This window comes from Sinorhizobium sp. Y406, from assembly GCF_058732025.1.
Window position 1 is genome coordinate 1,789,320 of record NZ_CM178974.1, and the last position, 21,048, is coordinate 1,810,367.

Below are 21,048 nucleotides of genomic sequence, written 5' to 3' on the forward strand. Positions count from 1 at the left end.
CGCCGAGCCAACCGGCGTTTCGCAGCCGATCGCCCAGTTTTGCGGATTGCCCCTCATTCAACACGCGTCCGCGCATGTTTCCCAAAACACAACAATAGGTTTATACCCAGTGCGCGCGGGCGTTCAACAGAAAGAAAGTGAACTCGGCGAACCTGCAACGTTTCCGGAAGCGGCCGTCGAGCAAAAAAGAGCATCGGCCCGCCAATCGGAGGCGACTTCGGAACACGTCCGTGCTTTTTCTGTTTTACAGGCTGCGCTTGATGTGCCAGCGGTCGTGGTACCAGAGCCATTGGCCCGGATATTCACGAACCCAGCTCTCGACCTTGTCGTTCAGCATCTGCGCGGTTGCCGTGACGTCGACACTGCCGTCCGCCCGGCGCGGGATTTCGACCGCCGGCTCCAGTTCCAGCCGGAAACGGCCACCCGGCAAACGGATGCAGCGGGCCGGATAGACTTCGCAATTGAACTGCCGGACGAGTTTGGCAAGCAGCGGATTGGTCTGCACGTCGCGGCCGAAGAACTTCGTCTTCAGCCCCTTGCGGAACTTCTGGTCGACAAGGACGCCGACGCCGCCGCCGCGTTCGAGCTGACGGGCGAGCGCAAAGGAGGAGCCCGCATGCGACGGCACGAGATTGCCCATGCGGGCCTTGCGGAACTCGAACACCTTTTCGGCGAGATAGGGATTGTTCGGCGGCCGGAAGAGAACCGTCACCTCAAGCCCGAAGGCGGAACCCGCGACCGGCAGCATTTCGAAATTGCCGCTATGCGCCGTGAAAACGATGAAGGGTCGCGGATTGTCGCGCAGTTCCATGAAGAGCGGAATGCCGGAGACCTCCACCCTGCCCGGCTCGGCGCGTGCCGGATCGAAATCGAAAAGGCGATCGAGGAAGACATATTCGGCTGCGAGCCGCCCCATATTGCCCCAGCTTTCGAGCGCGATCGTCTCGATCTCCGCCTCGCTCTTCTCCGGGAAGGCATTGCGCAGATTGGTGAGCGTCAACCTGTGGCGGCGGGTTTTCGGCCCGATCCAGCGCGCGACGCGATCCATGAAATCGATCGCCGCATCCGGCGGCAGAAGCTTCAGCACCGACAGAAGCAGAAGCACGAACTGGGCAATCGCCCATTGCCTGAAGCGATCGGCGGCAAGCACCAGCCGTGTGATCAGCATGCGCACCGGCTTCAGTCCATCCTGAGGACGATCTTGCCGAAGATCTGGCGGGACTCCATCCGCTCCAGCGCCCGGTCGATGTCGGAGAGTCCGACCTCCGTGTCGATCACCGGATGAACGAGCCCGCGCGCCATCTTCTGCATGGCATTCGCCATGTTCTCCATGCGGCAGCCGAAGGAGCCGAGCAGCTTCAACTGCTGCTGAAAGAGCATCATCAGGTTCATGTCTGTCGACACGCCCGAGGTCGAGCCGCAGGTGACCAGGCGACCGCCGCGCTTCATCGACAGCATCGAGCCCGCCCAGGTGTCCTTGCCGACATGCTCGAAGACGACGTCGACGCCCTTCTTTTTCGTGAGCTTGCGCACCGCGCCCTCGAAACGGTCGGTGCGGTAGTTGACGACGTGATCGGCGCCGAGCGCCTTGGCTTTCTCGATCTTGTCGTCGGAGCCAACCGTGGTGATGACCGTGCAGCCGATCTTCTTGGCGAGCTGGATGGCGGCCGTGCCGATGCCGGAGCCGCCCGCATGAACGAGGATCGTCTCGCCCGGCTCGAGCTTGGCATTGTCGAAGAGCATGTGCTCGACCGTCCCGAAGGTGACGGGCGCAAGCGCCGCACCGACCGCATCGACACCCGGAGGCGCCGGCACGAGCAGGCGCGCCGGCAGGTTGACCTTCTCCTGCGCAAAGCCGTCGAGATGGAAGCCGTGCACGCCGCCCACATGTTCGCAGAGATTGTCGCGCCCCTCCCTGCAGGGGCGGCAAAGGCCGCACGTGCGCGCCCCATAGATCGACACGAGTTGCCCCGGCAGCACATTGGCGACACCCGGCCCGATGCTCTCGACGACGCCGGAAGCCTCCGCACCGATCACCAGCGGCATCTTGCGCTTGGCGAAAGCCATGCCGCGCCAGCCCCAGACGTCGATGTGGTTGAGCGCGACCGCCTTGACGCGCAGCGTCACCTCGCCGGGACCCGGCGCCTCCGGTTCGGCCAAGTCGGTGATTTCGAGCTTGCGGTCATCGAGCAATTGCAGGGCGCGCATTGGTGTTTCCTTTGAATATTCCGATCGTCGAGCAGTTGGGCGCTACGCTGAAGGCGGAGGCGCCATACTCAAACCGGCTCGGCCGTCATCACAAGGCTGGCGTTCTGGCCGCCGAAGCCGAAAGAGTTTGAAAGTACCGCCGTCACCTGCTGGTCGCGCTTCACGTTCGGAACGACGTCGAGAACGATCGCCGGATCAGGGTTCTGGTAGTTGATCGTCGGCGGCAGCGTGCCGGTCATCATCGTCTGGATCGAGAACACGGCCTCGACCGCACCGGCCGCGGTCAGCGTATGGCCGATCATCGACTTGTTCGACGAAACCGGAATCGATGGCAGGCGCTCGCCGAACACGGCCGACATGGAGAGATATTCCATCTTGTCATTTTCCGGCGTCGACGTGCCGTGGGCATTGATGTAGCCGATGCCGCTCTCGCCGATACCGGCATCCGCAAGTGCCGCCCGGATCGTCGCGATCGCTGGGCCGCCGTCCGGCGAGGAGCGCGTGCGGTGGAAGAGATCCGCCTTCTCGCCGCAGCCCTTCAGGATGCCGTAGACGCGCGCGCCGCGGGCGACTGCCGCCTCCAGCGACTCCAGCACCAGTGTCGCCGCCCCTTCGGCGATGACGAAGCCGTCGCGGTCCTTGGTGAAGGGTTTCGACGCCTTTTCCGGCGGGTCGTTCTGGGTCGATAGCGCCGAAAGCAGCGAGAACCGGATCAGCGACTCGGCGCTGACCGAACCGTCGGTTGCGACCGTCAGCGCCCGGTCGGTGCGGCCCTGGCGGATCGCTTCGACGCCAAGCTGGATCGCCGTGGCGCCGGACGCGCAGGCGGTCGACAGAGTCACCGGCAGACCGCGGGTACCGAAACGGTCGGCGAGACGCTCTGAAATCGAGCCGAAGAGCACCGCCTCGTGGAACACCGGATCGGCCTTCTGCCGCATGGCGGCAAGGAAACGGTTGTAGGCATCCCCCGGCCGCTCCGACGGCGGCGAGCGGTCGGCAAGCTCGAAGCGGGCGCTCCATTCCGGCTCGATCGGCGGCGCGGCGAGGAACAGCGGCCCGTTGAACTCGCCCGAAATCCCGGCCTGCGAAAGCGCCTCCAAGGTCGTCTCCCGCGCCATCGCATAGGAGCGCTCGACGGCATTTTCCGCCGGCAGCTCGATGAAGTCGACCGTACCGCAGATGCGGGTCGAGAGGCTGTCCGTCGGGAACCGGGTGATCTTGTGAATACCCGATACGCCGCCCGTGAGCGCCGCCCAGTTGTCTTCGATCCCCTGGCCGAGCGAGGTGATGACGCCCATGCCCGTCACGGCGACGATCGGACGGCCGAGATGGTCCTTATATGCCTTGCTCATGGTCGAGCTCCCTTATTCAGCGGCAAGCACGGCGATGCCTTCGCCGCGGGCATGTCCGATGGTCGTCACGACGGCTGCTTTTGCAGGCGCCGTCATCGGCGATTCGGCAGGATCGAAAGGCGGGATTTCGGCACCATGGCCGAGCGCAAGTGCGGCAAGCGCCATGCCGACCGGGAACTGCGCCTCGACACCATGACCGACGAGGCCGCCGAAGGCGCGGACCGGCCTGGCGGCGAGTTCCGTTTCGAGGAATTTTCTTTCGCGGCGAACGAGATCATGGAAACCGGAGGTTCCGGAAAACACCACGGTAGACTGCGGATCGAGGTGAGTGGCCGGCTGCGCCAGGGCCTTGAGGCGCGCCTCGAGCCGGCCCTCGTCGCGGCTGCCGCGGTCGCCGCCGATCGCATCGATCGTCGCATAGATGCGGGCGCCGCGCGCCTCGGCATGTTCGCGCGACTCGAGCACGAGGAAAGCGCCCACCGAACCGAGGATCATGCCGCCGCCATTTTCCGCCTCGCGAGACCAGATCGGATGCCACTCGCCGGTTGCATGCGCCTGGATGGCCTCGAACAGCAGCACGATGTCGAGACGCTCGGCCGAAAAAGCGCCGCCGACGAGCGTGTGGGTCGACTGCCCGGCATTGATCCGGGCGAAAGCGGTCTCGACCGCCGAGATGCCGGCTGCCTCCTCGCCCATGAAGGTGCGCGAGGAGCCAGTGACCTTGTGCACGATGGAAATATTGCCGGCAAGCAGGTTGGAAAGCTGGGCGAGAAAGAGCGTCGGGCGCAGTTCCGTGGTCAGCTTCTCGTTCAGGAGTCGCTCGCGATCATTGCGCTTCAAGGCCTCGTCGACGATCAGCGAATCGACATTGATGTCGCGCTCGCCGCCGCCGGCGGCGACGATCATGTCCATGCTGCCACAAGCGTCGAGGTCGTCCTTCAGGCCCGCATCGTCGAGCGCAAGCCCGGCGGCGAAGACGCCGAGGCGCTGCCAGTTCTCCATCTGCCGCTGGTCGCCGCGCTTCGGGATTTGCTCGGACCAGTCGATTTCCGGCAGCGGATGAATGGGATAAGGCGCGAAACGTTCGGTTTCGATCCGCACTTTTGGTGCTTCGGCCGTGGTCAGGAGCTTCACATGCGGCTCGGTACCGACACCCTGGCTCGTCACGATGCCGACGCCGGTGATTACCACGTCGTTTGCGGATTTCGTCATCTTATTTCTCCGAACCGGCCGTTGCGGCCATGAGACCCAGTTCCTCGGCGCGCTTGCGAACGATATCGCCGAGCGGCACCTGATCGAAGGGGACCGTTCTCAGCTTCAACTGGGCATCGCAGATCTTCTTGCCGCCCGAGGCAATCTTCGCCTTGGTGACGGCGAAACCGGACCCTTCGTGCTCCAGCAGCGCCTCGATCTCGAGTTCTGCCGAGGGCTCGACGAAACTGCGCATCTTGGCGCCGTCGACCGACATCAGGAACGGCATCGCCGCGAATTTCGTCGCCGCGAGCACGAGGAAACCGGAAGCCTGCGCCATGGTCTCGATCAGGAGGACGCCCGGGACCAGTGGATAGCCGGGAAAATGCCCCTCGAAGACGGGGCTCTTGTCCGGGACGACGGAGCGTGCCGTCAGTCGGCCGGCCGTAAGATCGACACTCTCGATCCGGTCGATCATCTGGAAATACTCAAGGAGCATGAAGGCTCAACCCCTTTGGTTTCGCGGCTCAAGTAAAAATGCCGATGCCGCCTGTCAAGCGACGGACGCAGCAGGCGGCATCGGAATGGATCGAACCCGGATGGAGGCGTCAATCAGGCCTTGGCGGCCCGCAATTCGTCGATCTTGGCGCAGAGGTTCTTCAGAACGAAATATTCCTCGGTCGAGACCTTGCCTTCATTGACTTCCTGAGTCCACTGCTCCAGCGGGATCTTGATGCCGAATTCCTTGTCGATCGCGAAAACGATGTCGAGGAAATCCAGACTGTCGATGCCGAGATCGTCGATGGTGTGGCTCTCCGGCTTGATCGTCTCGCGATCGATCTCGCTCGTTTCTGCAATAATGTCGGCAACCTTGTCGAATGTAGCTGTCACGCGCAATACCTCATGAAATTCGAGTCTTGGCGATCCCTATAGAAAAATGCACCGCAAAAGCCAATGCCTCCTTGGCTACAGCGGTTGAGAATTGAAGGCAGCTGTTGCTAAACGGCGACCGAGTGCCGTCCCCGCCCAGAGCGAAGATGCGCGTCGAAGGCGGCCGCGACCGTCCTCGCGAAGGGCCTGCCGCGCGGGGTCAGGCCGAAGACGCCGTTCTCGATCACGGTGAGACCATCGGCGTCCTGGGCGCGAAAGAGCCGCGCCTCCTCGATGACCGCTGCGGCAAGCCCGGGAAACTCCGCCGCAATCCGCTCGAAGGAGAACCCGAACTCGCACATGATGAGCGCGATCACCCGCGCCCGCAGCCGGTCCTCCGGCGTCATCAGATAACCGCGGACGGCGGCAAGCCCGCCCTGCCCCACCTCACGCAGATATTCTCCCGTCGCCGGAATATTCTGCACGTAGCCCTGCCGGAACTGACCGATTGCCGATGCGCCGAGGCCGATCAGCGTTTCGGCGACATCATCGGTATAGCCCTGGAAGTTGCGCCGGAGCCGCCCCTCCCTACTGGCGACGGCGAGCGCATCCGCCGGCCTGGCGAAATGATCGATGCCGATCGGCTGATAGCCGGCGACGACCAGCATTTCGGCTGCACGCGACATCTGCGCATAGCGCTCGACGATGCCCGGCAGGCTCTCCTCCGGGATCATCGCCTGGTGCTTCTTCATCCACGGCACATGCGCGTAGCCGAAGAGCGCGACCCGATCCGGAGCGAGAGAAAGCGCCGCGTCGATGGTGCGCTCGAGCGACGACATCGTCTGGTAAGGCAGGCCGTAGAGCACATCGACATTGACGGAACGCACGCCGCGGGCCCGCGACGCCTCGATCGCCTCGCGCGTCTGCTCATAGGTCTGGATCCGGTTGATCGCCTTCTGCACCGTCGGATCGAAATCCTGGATGCCGAAGCTCGCCCGTGTCATGCCGATCGCCGCGAGCGCGTCGTGGCGGCCGGCGTCGAGATCGTTAGGGTCCATCTCGACGCTGATCTCGCACTCATCGGCAAAGGCGAAATGGCGGGTGAACTCTTGCCTGAGCGCAATCAGGTCCTCCGGCCGCAAAAGCGTCGGCGAACCGCCGCCGAGGTGCAGCGCGGTAACGCGGGCGCCCGCACCCGTGAGCCCGCCGGCCGTCGCGATTTCACGGCGCAGCCCCTTGAGATAGGCGGCGACCGGGTCGTAGCGCAGCGTCTGCTTGGTGTGGCAGGCACAGAACCAGCAGAGCCGGTCGCAATAGGGAATATGAGCGTAGAGCGACAGCCTGTCGCCGGCGCCGAGTGCGCCGAGCCAGCCCGTATAATGTGAATTGCCGACCTCCGCCGAGAAATGCGGCGCTGTCGGATAGCTGGTATAACGCGGTACCGGCGCGGCATGTTTCAGTATCAGTGCTTCGTCCATCTTCATCTCCGCTCACAACGCAGCAGAGATAGAATGAAAGAGCAGAGCAGCGTTTGATATTGATCAAGTCGAACGACCTACGGGCAATAGTTGATAAACGTCAAATTTGCCTGAGACATAGTTTCGCGTCTGCACGATAGGCGCCTACGAAACCTTGATTTGCCCTGCACGATCCTTTTTGCTTCGATGAGTGATAACCAAACGGGCAGGAAAAACGTGCAGATCGTCGCCGAGAACCGCCGCAAGGACATCCATAATTCGGACATCCCCGTCGTGTGCATCGCCTGCGAGGCGCGCCATGGCGGCGTCTGCGGCGCACTGACGCCCGGCCAGCTGACGGAACTCAGCCGCCATGCGACGCGGCGCTCGGTGGAGGCCGGCAGCGAGATGCTCGGCCAGGGCGAAGAGACCCGGAACCATGCCAACCTCATCCGCGGGGTCGTGAAGCTGAGCAAAATGATGTCGGATGGCCGGCAGCAGATCGTCGGGCTTCAGTTCGCGCCGGACTTCATGGGCAGGCCCTTCACGCGCGAAAGCACGCTGAGTGCGGAAGCGGCGACCGATATCGACATCTGCGCCTTTCCGCATGCGATCGTCGAGCGGCTGATGGCCGAGGCGCCAGGCCTCGAACACCGGCTGCACGCCCAGGCCTTGAAGGAACTCGACGAGGCCCGCGAATGGATGCTGACGCTTGGCCGCAAGACGGCCCAGGAGAAGGTTGCGAGCTTCCTTTTTCTCATCGCAACCCATTTCGACCCCGAAGAAGGCGTGGCGAACGAATTCGACCTGCCCCTCTCTCGCGCCGACATCGCCGACTACCTCGGCCTCACCATCGAGACCGTCAGCCGCCAGATCACCAAACTGCGCAAGGACGGCGTGATCCGCATCGAGAACAACCGCCGGGTCTTCGTGCCCGTCATGGCACGCTTGAAGCGCTGCGCCGGGATCGATGGCTGAACGGCAATCGCAGTGCGGCTGGTTCTGGGCCGCGACGGCAATCCAAGCACTCGAGCATCCCGGCACGGAGGCACGGCGGCCGCACCTTCGGCGGTCGCCGCGCCCTGCCACAGCCTGAACCAGCCAGCACCGGCCTGCCGAGCCGTCGGAGCGCAATCGGGATCCGCGACAACTGCATGTCTCCTTTAATCGACCTCGATTAAAGGACAAAGACATGCAGCAGTTCAAAGTGCTACAGCGACCTTGCGCGTCTTATAAGACGCGCGGCGCTGAAGCGCGCCGCCAGGAGCCGATATCAGCGGCGTATCAAAGGGAAAGACGCATAAGCGATCTGCCCGGCGAGGCCGAGCAGATCGGCGGGGTTCGTGTAGAGCGCTAGATGCTCGGTGATCGTGCGATGCCAAAGCACGGCCGACAGCGCCACTTCTGTCAGCATCAGCAAAACAAAGGCGACCGCCCCCGTGCCGGCGGCTTCGGTTAGCGTCAGTGTGCTGCCACGCAGAAACCAACCGCAAATGATCCACGCCGCGGTCAGGATCACTGGCAGTTCGACCGCCACGGCACCAAGTCCGCCCAACCGGGGGATCAGGACCAGCGTACGGATCGTCCCCAGCACGAATCCGACCATGAAAACCGCAGCGAAGTAGAGCGTGCCGAGACGAATTGCCCTCATGCTCTGATGACCGCTTCCACCGGGCGGCGTAGCGAAACGCCCTCTCCGAATCGTTCCTCCGCGCCCTAACGAAACAATTGACAGTCCAACCAAAACGGCGCTCCGTAGTTCGACGGGATGGATCTTGGCACTCTTGGTTGTGCCAGCCTTCGCCGCCACGGTAGGGAGGATGCAATGCCGACGGTCATTGGCTACCATAACATCACGAAGGGCACCAAGCACTGGCTCGACTCACCGAGGCGCAAAGAGCTTTTTGGTCCGCTCGGCGTGACCAACATACGAACCTTTGTAGATCCACAAGATCCGACTCGGGTCGCCGTTCTTATGGACGTTCCGGACATGGACGCCATGATGAAAGCTATGCAGAGCAAGGAAGCCGCGGATGCGATGGCCTTCGATGGAGTGGTGCCGGAGTCCTTGGTGATCCTGGTCGAATCGCAAAGCTGATTGCTTCGCTGGCGAGGGTTAGCAGCGGTTGCCCTGCAGTTCCGGTCATTCTGGAATTGGTGTAGTTGGCCATTGGCCTGAACCTTCGCAATCCACCGAAACGGCCGTTAACCACGGGCACCAACCCCGTTAGGTTTTCACTACCAGCCGGAGGCAAGAAGCAAGAAGGGAAGAGCCAACGCGGCGATGGCCAGAGTCATTACCGAACAGGCCGCGTAGAAGACCGAAACGGCGGCATCGACATCCTCGGCGGTCGCGATCGGCCGCCCGGTTCCGTTAATCATCGGCTCGTCCACCGTCACGCCGCCATAGATCCGCGGCCCCGCCAACTGGATATCCAGTGCGCCCGCCATCGCCGCCTCCGGCCATCCGGAATTCGGCGAGCGGTGCAGGCCGTGGTCGCGCCGCGCCACGTCGATTGCGGCTCTTGCCGCCTCGGCGCCGCGCCTCAGATAGGCGCCGACGGCAACGAGGAGGACCGAAAGCCGCGCTGCCGGAAGATTGGCAAGGTCATCCAGCCGCGCGGAAGCCCAGCCGAAATGCAGATAGCGTGGGCTCTTGTGCCCGATCATCGAATCCGCGGTGTTGAGCATCTTATAGGCGAGCAACCCCGGAAGGCCGGCCAGGGCGTACCAGAGGGCGGGAGCAACGACCCCGTCGGAGAAATTCTCGGCGAGACTCTCGATCCCCGCGCGGCAGACGCCCGGTTCGTCGAGCGTGTTCGGATCGCGCCCGACAATCAGGGACACCGCCTCGCGGCCGCCCGCAAGGCCGTCGCGGCGAAGGCCGTCGGCAACCCGGACCACGTGATCGGCAAGGCTTTTCTGCGCGAGGAAGACGGCAACGAGGATTGCCTCGAAGAGAAAACCGACTGCGCCGAGGACATTGAAAAGGCGGTCGAGCACGACGCCCACCACCATGCTCGCAACGACAAGAACCGCGATCGTCACCAGCCCGCGCAGCCTTAAGGAACCCTTCCCCAGTTCGGCTTGGTTCAATCCTTTGTCGAATAGGCCGATGGCCTGGCCGAAGTGGACGATCGGATGGGTGATCCGCGACCATAGCCAGTCCGGATCGCCGAGGAGACGGTCGATAAGCAGTGCCACCGCCAGGATGAGAAGGGTTTCCGACATCTAGACGCCTGCCCCTTTCAAGGCTTCGGCGAGCCGGAGATCCCCGTGCTCGTCCGCCGCAGGGCCTAGCCGCAGCCAATGCGGGTTGTAATCGAATTTGCGGGTTAGGATGCGCGCCCCGCAAAGGTCCTCGTGAAGGGCCTGGGCGCGCTCATGTTCGACGAGAGCGAACAGACCCGTACCGCCGATCACCTTGAGCCCGGCTCCCGCGAGCACCGCATCCAGACCGGCCTTCCGCTCCCAGATGCGTTTGGCGACTGCCCCGGTATCCGCGGCCAGCAGCTTGGCCGACAAGGCCAGCGCCGGACCGGAAACGGCCCACGGCCCCAGCCGCTCGCGCAGCGACTCCAGCACGGGTGCCGTGGCGATCACGAAGCCAAGGCGCAGACCGGCAAGCCCGAAGAATTTGCCGAAAGAGCGGAACACGACCAGGTTGTCGTGGTCCGCCACGTGCGGCGCAACGCTTGCCGCCGGATAGAGATCGCCGAAGGCTTCATCGACCACGAGAATGCCGCCGCGCGCGGCCATCGCCTCGGCTACAGCCAGGATTTGCTCCGGCTGGAAATGCCGACCGGTGGGATTGTTGGGATTGACGATCACGGCGAACGGGGCAGCGTCCAGATCTTCGACGGTCTCGACGAGATCGACGACCATGCCGCCAGCCTGAAGCACGCGGGCATATTCGCCATAGGTCGGCGCAAGGATCGCGGCCCGTCCCGCCGAGCCCGCGAGCCGCGGCAGCAACTGGATAGCCGCCTGCGTGCCGGGCACCGGCAAAGGCGGCAGATCGCCGGTTCTGTAGTAGCGGCTTGCCGCCACGCGCGCCGCCTGTTCCAGATGCTTGTCCGGCAGGCGGTGCCAGACGCGCGGATCGATCTCGGGAAGGGTCACCGGACACGGGTTGATACCGGTCGAAAGGTCGAGCCAGTCTTCAGGCGCGCCGCCGAATCGCGCCGCCGCCTCGCTGATGCCGCCGCCGTGCACGAGCGGAGCCGTCATGGGGCCTCCAGCCGGTCGATGAGGTGCATGAAGGATCCCGCGACATTTCTTCGGCGCAGGCCCGCCCGTCCGAGGTCCTCCCCGGCCGCGTCCGTCACCGAGAAAAGCGGTTCGGCCGCTCCCGCCGAAACGATGGTCGCATAATGGAATTCGTGTGCCGTCATGGGGCCGTCGAAAAACGTGGTGTCGACGGGATGGAGACGGCGATAGCCGAGATGCCGCTTGCGCTCGGCAAAACTGGTGACGAGCGGCAGCAGGCCCAGCATTTCGTGCCGGCGGCCGTCCGCGGCAACAAGCCCCTCCCCGAGCGCCATGTAGCCGCCGCATTCGCCGAAGACGCGAACGCCCCGCTCCGCCGCTTGACGCACGCCGTTGCGGAAGCCGCGAGCACCGGCAAGGCGTTCCGCGTGCAGTTCCGGATAGCCGCCGGGAAGATAGATTGCCTCCGCAGCGCCGTCCGGCCCGTCGTCCGCAAGCGGCGAGAAGAAGGAAAGTTCGGCGCCCTGCCCGCGCCAGCCGGCAATGAGATGCTCGTAAACGAAGGCGAAGGCAACATCACGGGCAATGGCGATCCGCTGGCCGAGCGGCTTGAGCGCGGCGGGTGCCGGTCTGGTCTGCAATGGCAACGGCAAGGCGGCGGCAAGAATGGCATCGAGATCGCAATCGGCCTCGATTGTGGCGGCAGCATGGTCGATGAAGCTTTCGAGCGCGCCGTGCTCCCCCGCCTGGACGAGACCGAGATGGCGTTCGGGCAGCCTTAGCGCGGCATCCTGACGGATAACGCCGAAGATCGGCACCGAAATGCGGCCGAGCGCGTCACGCAGCATCGCCTCGTGGCGGTCGCTGCCGACCCGGTTGAGGATGACGCCCGCAACGCGGACATCGTCGCGATGGCCCGCATAGCCGCGCACCAGCGCCGCGACCGAATGAGACAGGCGGGCGCAATCGACGACGAGAATCACCGCAAGCCCGAGCGTGGCAGCGAGATCGGCCGGAGTTCCGCTGCCGTCGGCGGCGCCGTCATAGAGCCCCATCATCGCCTCGACAATGAGCGTGCAGCCGTCGGCCGAAGCCCGCCCCGCGTTGGCAAGAAGCAGATCCCGCCGCATCGCCCAGGGATCGTAGTTGAGGCAAGGCTTGCCGCTTGCCGCCGCATGGAAGGCCGGATCGATGTAATCCGGCCCCGCCTTGCCGGGCGAAATCGAATGTCCCCGCCTCTTGAGCGCCCGCATCAGGCCGAGCGTCACCGTCGTCTTGCCCGAGCCGGAGCTCGGAGCAGCAATCATCAGGCCGCTCATGCCGGGTTCCGGGAGCGATCTGGCAGCGGATCGGTTACAAGTTTGCGGCCATCGAGCGCACCCCTCCAGTCGAGCGACGGGCGCAGCCGCACCACCTCGCCGACGACGACGATCGCCGGCGGCTCGAGACCGGACGCCGCAACGTCGACCTCCGCGCGCGACAGCGTGGTTTCGAGCACCTCCTGGTCCGCCGTCGCCGCATTGCAGACGAAGGCGACCGGCTCGTCCGGCGCCCGGCCGGCGGCAATGAGGTTCGCGGCAATCTGGCCGATATGCTTCATCGCCATATACATGACGATGACCGGCGAGCCCTTGGCGATGCCTTCCCAATTGATCCGGTCCGGCACGACGCCGGAGGAATCATGGCCCGTGAGGAACGTGACCGCATGGTTCACTTCCCTGTGGGTAACGGGGATGCCGGCATAAGCGAGGCCGCCGATGCCCGCCGTGATGCCAGGCACGATGCGAAACGGAATGCCATGCTCGACCAGCGTCAGCGCTTCTTCGCCGCCCCGCCCGAACACGAAGGGATCACCGCCCTTCAGCCGCAGCACGCGCTGGCCGCCACGCGCGAGTTCGACAAGCCTCAGCGAGATGTCGCGCTGCTTCGGCGAAGGCTTGCCGCCGCGCTTGCCCGCGAATTCGAGCGTTGCACCGGGTTTGGCGAGCTTCAGGCACTCGCCATTGACCAGCGCGTCGTGGACGATGACATCCGCCTGGCGCAGCGCATTGGCCGCGTGAAGCGTGAGGAGACCGGGATCGCCCGGCCCCGCCCCGACCAGCCACACGGTTCCCGGCTCAAGTTCGGGCAGACCGGCGAATAGGATTTCCGTCATCGTCTCTCACTCCCGACCGAGCGAAGCTTACCCCCTCTGGCCTGCCGGGGGTTGACCGTTGCCGTCATCATTCCACTCCCCGCTGGCCGCAGGCGACACCATTGCAAACCACACCGGCTAACGCCGCCGTCGCACGCGCCGAGCGGATCTTCGGGACGATCAGCACCGCATCCGGCCCGGCACCGGCGAGAGCGGCCCCTTCCGCCACGCCATGACAGCCGGTATGGGCGAAGACGATCTCAGACGGATTTTGCAACCGGTCCGCCTCCGCCTCGAGCGTCGCCGCATCGAAAAAGCGAATCGGCACGGCAAAGTGCTGTGCGACGGCGAGAATGCCGAGCTCCTCCGAACGTGCATCGAGAGATGCGATGAGAGCGAGATCGCTCCCGCTGGCTCCGGCATCCGCAAGCGCCTGCTCGGCCAGTCCGATCACTTCCTCCGGCGCGGTTCGGCGCTCGCAGCCGAGGCCGAGAACGAGTTTTCCATTGGTGACGGCTGACCCCTCGGCCAAAGGCATGCGGTGCGGCTCCCTGCAGCGCGGCCTCTCCGGCACGCAAGCTGAAACTCGGTTGATTGCTGCACGAGGCTTTCGTTTCCAGAGCCCAGCGCAGCGGTCGGCGTTCCATACGAAGCGCCGGCCGGGGCGTGAGCCCACACCGGTCTGGACAGCACCGGATCGGGCCCCCTGCCTGGGTCGGCCGCACCGGACGCTCTTTCAGTCCGCCTCCGCGGACGCCGTCGCATGATCGCTATATCTATCCGAAGGCCAGCCGGGCGGTCAAACCGGATTGCGCCATCGCCACGTCGTAAACTGTGCAGTTATGAGTCACTCGCGGCGCTGGCGCGGAATACCCCCTCGGACCACTGTCGACATTTCTTTGCATTTGGACGCCACGTCTGACAGAAGACGAAGCAATCTCACTGCCATTCTCTTCGAGCCTTCCGTGACCGACCTCGCCTTCCATCTCCTCATCTTTCTGTTCGCGGCGGCCTTCATCGCCGGATTCATCGACTCGATTGCCGGCGGCGGCGGTATGGTGACCATTCCGGCTATGCTGATCGCAGGCATTCCGCCGCTGGAAACCCTCGGCACCAACAAGCTACAGTCCCTCTTCGGCTCGGGCTCGGCGACCCTCGCCTATGCGCGGCACGGGCATGTGGGTCTGCAGGAGCAATTGCCGATGGCGCTGATGTCGGCGCTGGGCTCGGTCCTCGGCGCGCTCCTCGCGACCATCGTTCCGGCCGACGCGCTCAAAGGCGTGCTGCCGTTCCTCCTGATCGCGATTGCCATCTATTTCGGCCTGAAACCAAATGTCGGCGATATCGAGAGGCATCGCCGCATCTCGGCATTCCTCTTCACCCTCACCTTCGTGCCGCTGATCGGCTTCTACGACGGCGTCTTCGGGCCCGGCACCGGTTCCTTCTTCATGCTCGGCTTCGTCTCGCTCGCAGGCTACGGCATCCTCAAGGCGACGGCGCATACGAAGTTCCTGAACTTCGGCTCCAATCTCGGCGCCTTCATCGTCTTCCTGCTTCACGGCGTCGTGCTGTGGAAGGTCGGATTGGTGATGGGCGTCGGCCAGTTCCTCGGTGCGCAGGTCGGCTCGCGCTATGCCATGGCCAAGGGCGCGAAGATCATCAAGCCGCTGCTCGTCATCGTCTCGATCGTCCTTGCCGTCCGCCTCCTGGCCGATCCGGGGCACCCGTTGAGGATCTGGCTCGGGGTGTGAGCGAAGGCGAACGGCACCGCGACGCCTAGCGCATCGGCCCGAAAATCGTACCCGATTTTAGGAACGCTCGATGCGCAGATTCAATGAGTTACAGCGACCTTTGCGCGTCCGAAAGCGTCCGAAAAGATGCGTGGCGCTGTAATGTCCGCGACGCCATCGCCCCCCGGATCAGAATTCGACGCCCTTCTGCCCCTTGATGCCGGATCGGAAGGGATGTTTGATCAGCTCCATTTCCGTCACCAGATCGGCGAACTCGATCAGGTCCTCCTTGGCGTTGCGGCCGGTCAGGACCACATGGGTCATGGGCGGCTTTTCCTCCTTCAGGAACCGGATCACCTCGGCGACGTCGAGGTAGTCGTAGCGGAGCGCGATATTAATCTCGTCGAGCAGCACCATGGAGTTGCGTTCGTCGCGGATCAGTTCCTTGGCCTTTTCCCAGGCCTTCTCCGCCATGGCGACGTCGCGGGCGCGGTCCTGCGTTTCCCAGGTGAAGCCTTCGCCGAGCGTGTAGAACTGGCAGAGGTCGCCGAAATGCCTCTCGATCAGATCGCGCTCGCCGGTATGCATGGCACCCTTGATGAACTGCACGACCGCTGAGGGCATGCCATGGGCGATGTGGCGGAAGATCATTCCGAAACCGGCGGTCGACTTGCCCTTGCCCTTGCCGGTATGGACGATGACCAGACCCTTTTCGTCCGTCTTCGTCGCCATGATCTTGTCGCGCGCCGTCTTCTTCTTCGCCATCTTCATGGCGTGGCGGGCTTCGTCCTTCTCGGCCGTCGACTCGTTCACCGTCTCTTCGCTCATCGTCTCACTCCCTGTTGTGTCCGGCCCCGCCGGTGTGCGCGGCAAGGCCGCTCAGTTCAAATCGCGCCGAATTCGAGCGCGGCGTCCACAGCCCCCGCTCGACCGCCTCCAGAAGCCGCTCCGACATTTCGGCAAGAGCGGCCGGGTTCTTCTCGCGGAGGAATTCGAGCACTTTCTCGTCGGCAATATAGGCCCGGTAGGCGGCCTCGAAGTGGTGGTCGCGCACCGCCCCGGTCGTCGCGGCGAAGGCGAACATGTAATCGACCGTCGCGGCCATCTCGAAGGCGCCCTTGTAGCCGTGGCGCATCACGCCGTCGATCCATTTCGGATTGACGACGCGGGCGCGAACCACGCGGCCGATCTCTTCCTCGAGCGAGCGGATCACCGGCTTTTCCGGCCGCGAATGGTCGTTGTGATAGATCGCAGGACGCGCGCCGCCCAGTCGCTCGGCGGCAGCGCTCATGCCCCCCTCGAACTGATAGTAGTCGTCGCTGTCGAGCAGATCGTGCTCGCGATTGTCCTGGTTCTGGACGACCGCCTCGATCGAGCGCAGCCGTTCTTCGAAAAGGCCCCGCTCCGCCTTGCCGTCCTCGCCGGCGCCATAGGCGTAGCCGCCCCAGGTCAGATAGGCCTCGGCGAGATCGCCGCGGTCCTCCCAGCCCTTCTCGTCGATCAGCGCCTGCAGGCCCGCTCCGTAAGCGCCGGGTTTTGCGCCGAAGACGCGGTAGGACGCCCGCCGCGCCGCCTCCTTGGCATCGATACCCTCGCCTTCGAGACGCCGAGCCTCCGCGCGCATGCGGGCGGCGATCATGTTGTCGGCATCGTCCTCGTCGAGCGCGCCGATCGCTTGCATCGCCTTGTCGAAAAGCGCGATCTGATCCGGAAAGGCGTCACGGAAGAAACCGGAAATGCGTAAGGTGACGTCGACGCGCGGACGGCCGAGCACGGCGAGCGGCACGATCTCGTAGCCGGTCACCCGCCGCGAGGCCATGTCCCAGAGAGGCTTGGCGCCGATCAGCGCCAGCGCCTGGGCGATGTCGTCGCCGCCGGTGCGCATGTTGGAGGTGCCCCAGGCGGTGAGCCCGAAGGAGGTCGGCCACTCGCCGTGGTCCTGCAGGTAACGGCGGATCAGCAGTTCGGCCGATTTCCTGCCGAGCTCATAGGCCGCCGGCGTCGGCACGGCGCGGCTGTCGACGGAGTAGAAGTTGCGGCCGGTCGGCAGCACATCGGGGCGTCCGCGCGTCGGCGCGCCGGAGGGACCCGGCGGCACAAAGCGGCCGTCGAGACCGGTGAGCAGGCCCTTGATCTCGGCTGCGCCGGAACCCTCGATCGAAGGCTTCAGCCGGGTGTCGATCTCGTCGAGCACCATCCGGGTATTGGTCCAGCCCTCCGGACAGGCGATTTCGCCGGAGACGAGCTTTGTCGCAAGCAGTTCGATGCGCTCGACCGTATCGCCGGCGGTGCGCCAGGGGGCGTCCGAGACACTCGCAAGGAGGCCGGGTTTCGGTCCGGTCCAGGGCGTGGAGAGAATGCAGTCGAGGGGATCGAAGGGTTGCGCTTGCGGGGAAGTACCCCTCAACCCCAGATCCACCGCAATCGCCCGCTGCAGGCTCTGGTCCCCGCCCTCGCTTAAGCCCCGCGGCACCCGGGCGAGCGCCACGGTGAGATCGGTCAGTAGCCGCCCTTGGGGCGCCACGCCAAATATGTGCAACCCGTCGCGGATCTGCATTTCCTTGAGATCGCAGAGATAGGCGTCGAGCTTCTCCAGCGCCGCCTCGTCATTGTCGCCCTTGCCGATGCCGGCATCATGGTCGAGGCCGATGTCGCGCACGAGGTCGAGGATCTGGCGGCTGAGGAGACGCAGGCGGCGTGGATCGCTGCCGGCCGCCTCGTAGTATTCGTCGACCAGCGCCTCCAGGTCCTTGAGCGGCCCATAGGATTCCGCCCGCGTCAGCGGCGGGGTCAGGTGGTCGATGATGACGGCGCTCGTGCGGCGCTTGGCCTGCGTGCCCTCGCCCGGATCGTTGACGATGAAGGGATAGAGATGCGGCGTCGGCCCGAAGACCGCCTCGGGATAGCACGCCTCCGACAGCGCCAGCGCCTTGCCGGGCAGCCATTCGAGATTGCCGTGCTTGCCCATGTGAACAATAGCGTCGGCACCGAAGACCTGGCGCAGATAGGCGTAGAAGGCGATATAGCCATGCGGCGGCACGAGGTCCGGCGCGTGATAGGTCTCCTTCGGATCGATATTGTAGCCGCGCGCCGGCTGAATGCCGACGAGCACGTCGCCGAAACGGGCGAGCGGCAGCGCGAAGGCCCCGTCGAGGAAGAAGGGATCGGCCTCAGGCTCGCCCCAGCGCTCCGTCACCTCCTCTTGAATCTTTTTCGGAAGAGACGCGAAGAAGTCGCTGTATCGATTCAGGGAAATGCTTTCGCGAATCTCCCGGTCGCGGCTCGCGGCGTTGGTCGGCCCGGCCATCAGGAAGCGCATCAGCGCATCGCCGTCCGCAGGCAGATCGCCGACGCGATACCCTTCCGCCGCCATCGCTTTCAGCACTTCGATCGTGCCGGCCGGCGTGTCGAGGCCGACGCCGTTGCCGAGGCGGCCGTCGCGGTTCGGGTAATTGGCCATGACGACCGCGATCCGGCGCCCGCCGGGCTCGGTGCGTCTGAGCGTCGTCCAATTGGCGGCGAGACGGGCGGAAAATTGCACGCGATCGTGAAGCGGCTCATGGCCGACGATATTGGCTTCGACCAGCGGGTCGTAGACCGAGGCCGCCTTGAAGGAGACGGCACGAGACAGGATGCGCCCGTCCACTTCCGGCAGCGCGACATTCATGCCGAGATCGCGCGCCATCAGCCCCTGCGGCGAGGCTTCCCAGGCCGCGCGCGACGAGCCGGAGAAGATCACCTGCAAGACCGGCGCCCCCGTCGATTCGAGCACCGTCGGCCGGCGGTCGGCACCCGGCGCCGAGACGGCAAAGCCGGTGGCATTCATCACCACGTCAGGGGCGGCTTCCGCAAAGATCGCCTCGAGCGTGCCGATCGAAACCGCGTCCTTGAGGCTGGAAACGAAGACCGGCAAGGCCCGCATGCCTTCCGCGGCGAGCGCCTCGATCAGCGCCTCGACGGGCTTAGTTTCTCCGCTCTGGACGAGAGCGCGGTAGAAGCAGATGGCGACAGTGGGTTCGGCTTTCTTCGACTCCGTCGAACTCACCCCGCCTCCACCAACTAAGCGCATCCACTCCCCAACCCCGACAACCCCTGCCCCCGGCCACCAGATGCCGGCCTTGAGCAAGGGCCGCGCGGGTTCCGGCCTCTCGCCGTCCTCGATCAGTGCCTCGGCATAGTCCAGAAACAGCCCGGCGTTGTCGGCACCGCCTTCGGTGAAATAGGCCCACAGGCGCTGACGATCCTCCGCGGAAACCGTCGAAAACGGCTCGAGGCCCGGATCGGGCTTGTCGTCGCCGGGCACCACGGCAATCTGGAACCCGTTCGCGATCGCCGCTGCGTGCAGCGCCTCCAGCACGTAGCGGAAATAGCTGGCGCCGCCGAGCGGGCGCACGACGATCAGCTTGGCATGCCGCGCCGTCCGCTCGACATAGGTGTCGACCGACATCGGATGCATCAGGTTCATCAGGCTGGCGATGCGCAGGCTTCGCGCTCGCACGCGCCCGCGATGGGCGGCGGCGATCGCGGCAATTTCCGTGTCGGCGGCCGAGAGGAACAGGATATCGGCCGGGCTCTGGCCGAGATCGATCGCCTCGTTGCCGTCGGCAATCGTGCCTTTCTGCGCTAGGAGGAGGTGCATGGGACCTCCTCATAACAGAACCCTGCCAAGAAAAACTCCTCCCCAACCCCTCCCCACAAGGGGGAGGGGCTTACCTTGCCGCGCTGTCTCTGGCTCCGCCTGAAAAAATGCAGGCCAGCGCCGCTGGCACCTAGCCCCTCCCCCTTGTGGGGAGGGGTTGGGGAGGGGTAATTCATGACTAAACCCACCACCTCACACGAGCGCCGCGATCGACGCGCGCACGGCCGCTTCGTCGATGTCGTGCAGGCCGATGACGACGAGACGCGTGCCGCGAGTTTCTGCCGGCGCCCAGGCGCGGTCGTAATATTGATCGATGCGGCTGCCGACGCCCTGGATCAGGAGCCGCATCGGCTTGCCGGGCACATCCGCGAAGCCCTTGAGGCGCAGCACATCGTGCGCGGCGATGACGCCCCTGAGCCGATCAATGAACCCGTTCGGGTCCGCGATCGCGCCGAGTTCGACGACGAAGCTCTCGAACTCGTCGTGGTCGTGCTCCTCGCCCGCCTCGTGCTCCATCTCATGATGCGACTTGCGATTGACAATCTCGTCCTCGGTGCCGACGCCGAGGCCGAGCAGGATGGCGGCGGCAACCTCGCCGTTCCGCGCCTCGATCATCGCCGGCTTGCGGCTGATGCGGGAGGCGACCTCCTCGCGCACGGCTTTCAGGCCCGCGACATCGATGAGGTCAGCCTTGTTGAGGACGATGAGATCGGCGGCGGTCAACTGGTCCTCGAAGAGCTCCTCGATCGGGCTCTCGTGGTCGAGATTGTCGTCGTTGACGCGCAGCGCATCGACCTTGTCATGATCATCGGCGAACCGTCCGGCTGCGACCGCGGCGCTGTCCACGACGGTGACGACGCCATCGACTGTTACTTCGCTGCGAATGTCCGGCCAGTTGAAGGCGGCGACCAGCGGCTGCGGCAGCGCGAGGCCCGACGTCTCGATGACGATGTGGTCGGGGCGGTTCTCGCGCTCGAGCAGCTTCGTCATGGTCGGGATGAAGTCGTCGGCGACGGTGCAGCAGATGCAACCATTGGTGAGTTCGATGATATCCTCCTCAGAGCAGGCCTCGGCGCCGCAGCCTTTCAGCACATCGCCGTCGACCCCGAGATCGCCGAATTCGTTGATGATGAGCGCGATGCGCTTGCCGTCGGCATTCTGCAAGAGGTTGCGGATCATCGTGGTCTTGCCGGCCCCGAGAAAGCCGGTGATGACGGTGGCCGGGATCTTGCCCTGCTGGGCCTTTGCACGTGTCATG

The 21,048-nt window shown here is 64.8% G+C and carries 19 protein-coding genes; 3 read left to right on the top strand and 16 right to left on the bottom strand.

Annotation, left to right across the window (positions count from 1 at the left end):
* Nucleotides 1-244: 244 nt before the first annotated feature.
* The 7 genes from AC4P1R_RS08570 to hemN form a co-directional block, all read right to left on the bottom strand.
* Nucleotides 245-1,168: a lipid A biosynthesis lauroyl acyltransferase gene (locus AC4P1R_RS08570; RefSeq protein WP_492177700.1), complete on the bottom strand. Its 924-nt coding sequence runs from the start codon at nucleotides 1,166-1,168 to the stop codon at nucleotides 245-247.
* An 11-nt stretch (nucleotides 1,169-1,179) separates the two neighbouring features.
* A complete protein-coding gene (locus AC4P1R_RS08575) occupies nucleotides 1,180-2,208 on the bottom strand; it encodes a zinc-binding dehydrogenase (RefSeq protein WP_492177701.1) in 1,029 nt (342 codons plus the stop codon).
* Nucleotides 2,209-2,276: 68 nt separating this feature from the next.
* The gene (locus AC4P1R_RS08580) at nucleotides 2,277-3,560 is read right to left on the bottom strand and encodes a beta-ketoacyl-ACP synthase (protein ID WP_492177702.1); all 1,284 of its coding nucleotides are present in this window, start codon (nucleotides 3,558-3,560) and stop codon (nucleotides 2,277-2,279) included.
* 12 nt (nucleotides 3,561-3,572) lie between these two features.
* The gene (locus AC4P1R_RS08585) at nucleotides 3,573-4,772 is read right to left on the bottom strand and encodes a beta-ketoacyl-ACP synthase (RefSeq protein ID WP_492177704.1); all 1,200 of its coding nucleotides are present in this window, start codon (nucleotides 4,770-4,772) and stop codon (nucleotides 3,573-3,575) included.
* 1 nt (nucleotide 4,773) lies between these two features.
* On the bottom strand, nucleotides 4,774-5,250 hold the full coding sequence (locus AC4P1R_RS08590; protein ID WP_069458307.1) for a 3-hydroxyacyl-ACP dehydratase FabZ family protein: 477 nt from the start codon (nucleotides 5,248-5,250) through the stop codon (nucleotides 4,774-4,776).
* Nucleotides 5,251-5,363: 113 nt separating this feature from the next.
* Entirely contained in the window at nucleotides 5,364-5,642 is a 279-nt protein-coding gene (locus AC4P1R_RS08595) for an acyl carrier protein (RefSeq protein ID WP_012708338.1), read from the bottom strand.
* Nucleotides 5,643-5,749: 107 nt separating this feature from the next.
* On the bottom strand, nucleotides 5,750-7,099 hold the full coding sequence (gene hemN / locus AC4P1R_RS08600) for an oxygen-independent coproporphyrinogen III oxidase (protein ID WP_492177706.1): 1,350 nt from the start codon (nucleotides 7,097-7,099) through the stop codon (nucleotides 5,750-5,752).
* Between the two features lie 186 nt (nucleotides 7,100-7,285).
* Between hemN and AC4P1R_RS08605 the strand changes: the two genes are divergently transcribed.
* On the top strand, nucleotides 7,286-8,056 hold the full coding sequence (locus tag AC4P1R_RS08605; RefSeq protein WP_492177707.1) for a Crp/Fnr family transcriptional regulator: 771 nt from the start codon (nucleotides 7,286-7,288) through the stop codon (nucleotides 8,054-8,056).
* Between the two features lie 295 nt (nucleotides 8,057-8,351).
* On the opposite strand, the gene AC4P1R_RS08610 is transcribed toward AC4P1R_RS08605, so the two are convergent.
* Nucleotides 8,352-8,729: a hypothetical protein gene (locus tag AC4P1R_RS08610; RefSeq protein WP_492177708.1), complete on the bottom strand. Its 378-nt coding sequence runs from the start codon at nucleotides 8,727-8,729 to the stop codon at nucleotides 8,352-8,354.
* Between the two features lie 174 nt (nucleotides 8,730-8,903).
* On the opposite strand from AC4P1R_RS08610, the gene AC4P1R_RS08615 reads away from it, so the two are divergent.
* On the top strand, nucleotides 8,904-9,176 hold the full coding sequence (locus tag AC4P1R_RS08615; RefSeq protein ID WP_492177709.1) for a hypothetical protein: 273 nt from the start codon (nucleotides 8,904-8,906) through the stop codon (nucleotides 9,174-9,176).
* Between the two features lie 140 nt (nucleotides 9,177-9,316).
* On the opposite strand, the gene cbiB is transcribed toward AC4P1R_RS08615, so the two are convergent.
* From cbiB to AC4P1R_RS08640, 5 genes are all read right to left on the bottom strand, one after another.
* Nucleotides 9,317-10,309 (bottom strand): adenosylcobinamide-phosphate synthase CbiB, encoded by a 993-nt coding sequence (gene cbiB, locus AC4P1R_RS08620; RefSeq protein ID WP_492177710.1) that lies wholly within the window; start codon nucleotides 10,307-10,309, stop codon nucleotides 9,317-9,319.
* On the bottom strand, nucleotides 10,310-11,308 hold the full coding sequence (gene cobD, locus AC4P1R_RS08625) for a threonine-phosphate decarboxylase CobD (RefSeq protein ID WP_069458302.1): 999 nt from the start codon (nucleotides 11,306-11,308) through the stop codon (nucleotides 10,310-10,312).
* Complete coding sequence (locus AC4P1R_RS08630) at nucleotides 11,305-12,606, bottom strand: cobyrinic acid a,c-diamide synthase CobB (RefSeq protein ID WP_069458301.1); 1,302 nt, start codon at nucleotides 12,604-12,606, stop codon at nucleotides 11,305-11,307. Before AC4P1R_RS08630 ends, cobD begins: the two co-directional genes overlap by 4 nt.
* Nucleotides 12,603-13,442 (bottom strand): uroporphyrinogen-III C-methyltransferase, encoded by an 840-nt coding sequence (cobA, locus tag AC4P1R_RS08635; protein ID WP_492177711.1) that lies wholly within the window; start codon nucleotides 13,440-13,442, stop codon nucleotides 12,603-12,605. Before cobA ends, AC4P1R_RS08630 begins: the two co-directional genes overlap by 4 nt.
* A gap of 67 nt (nucleotides 13,443-13,509) precedes the next feature.
* Nucleotides 13,510-13,959: a cobalamin biosynthesis protein gene (locus AC4P1R_RS08640; protein WP_492177712.1), complete on the bottom strand. Its 450-nt coding sequence runs from the start codon at nucleotides 13,957-13,959 to the stop codon at nucleotides 13,510-13,512.
* A 427-nt stretch (nucleotides 13,960-14,386) separates the two neighbouring features.
* Here AC4P1R_RS08640 and AC4P1R_RS08645 point away from each other — a divergent pair, with 427 nt between their 5' ends.
* On the top strand, nucleotides 14,387-15,172 hold the full coding sequence (locus tag AC4P1R_RS08645) for a TSUP family transporter (RefSeq protein WP_492177713.1): 786 nt from the start codon (nucleotides 14,387-14,389) through the stop codon (nucleotides 15,170-15,172).
* Nucleotides 15,173-15,340: 168 nt separating this feature from the next.
* On the opposite strand, the gene cobO is transcribed toward AC4P1R_RS08645, so the two are convergent.
* The 3 genes from cobO to cobW all read right to left on the bottom strand — a co-directional run bounded on the left by cobO (nucleotide 15,341) and on the right by cobW (nucleotide 21,047).
* Nucleotides 15,341-15,979: a cob(I)yrinic acid a,c-diamide adenosyltransferase gene (cobO, locus tag AC4P1R_RS08650; RefSeq protein WP_069458297.1), complete on the bottom strand. Its 639-nt coding sequence runs from the start codon at nucleotides 15,977-15,979 to the stop codon at nucleotides 15,341-15,343.
* A 4-nt stretch (nucleotides 15,980-15,983) separates the two neighbouring features.
* Nucleotides 15,984-19,790, bottom strand: coding sequence for a cobaltochelatase subunit CobN (cobN, locus tag AC4P1R_RS08655; protein WP_492177714.1), 3,807 nt, complete (start codon nucleotides 19,788-19,790; stop codon nucleotides 15,984-15,986).
* Nucleotides 19,791-19,982: 192 nt separating this feature from the next.
* Nucleotides 19,983-21,047 carry a cobalamin biosynthesis protein CobW gene (gene cobW / locus AC4P1R_RS08660; protein WP_151611381.1) on the bottom strand — a complete coding sequence of 355 codons (1,065 nt, stop codon included), beginning with the start codon at nucleotides 21,045-21,047 and terminating at the stop codon, nucleotides 19,983-19,985.
* Nucleotide 21,048: the final 1 nt, after the last annotated feature.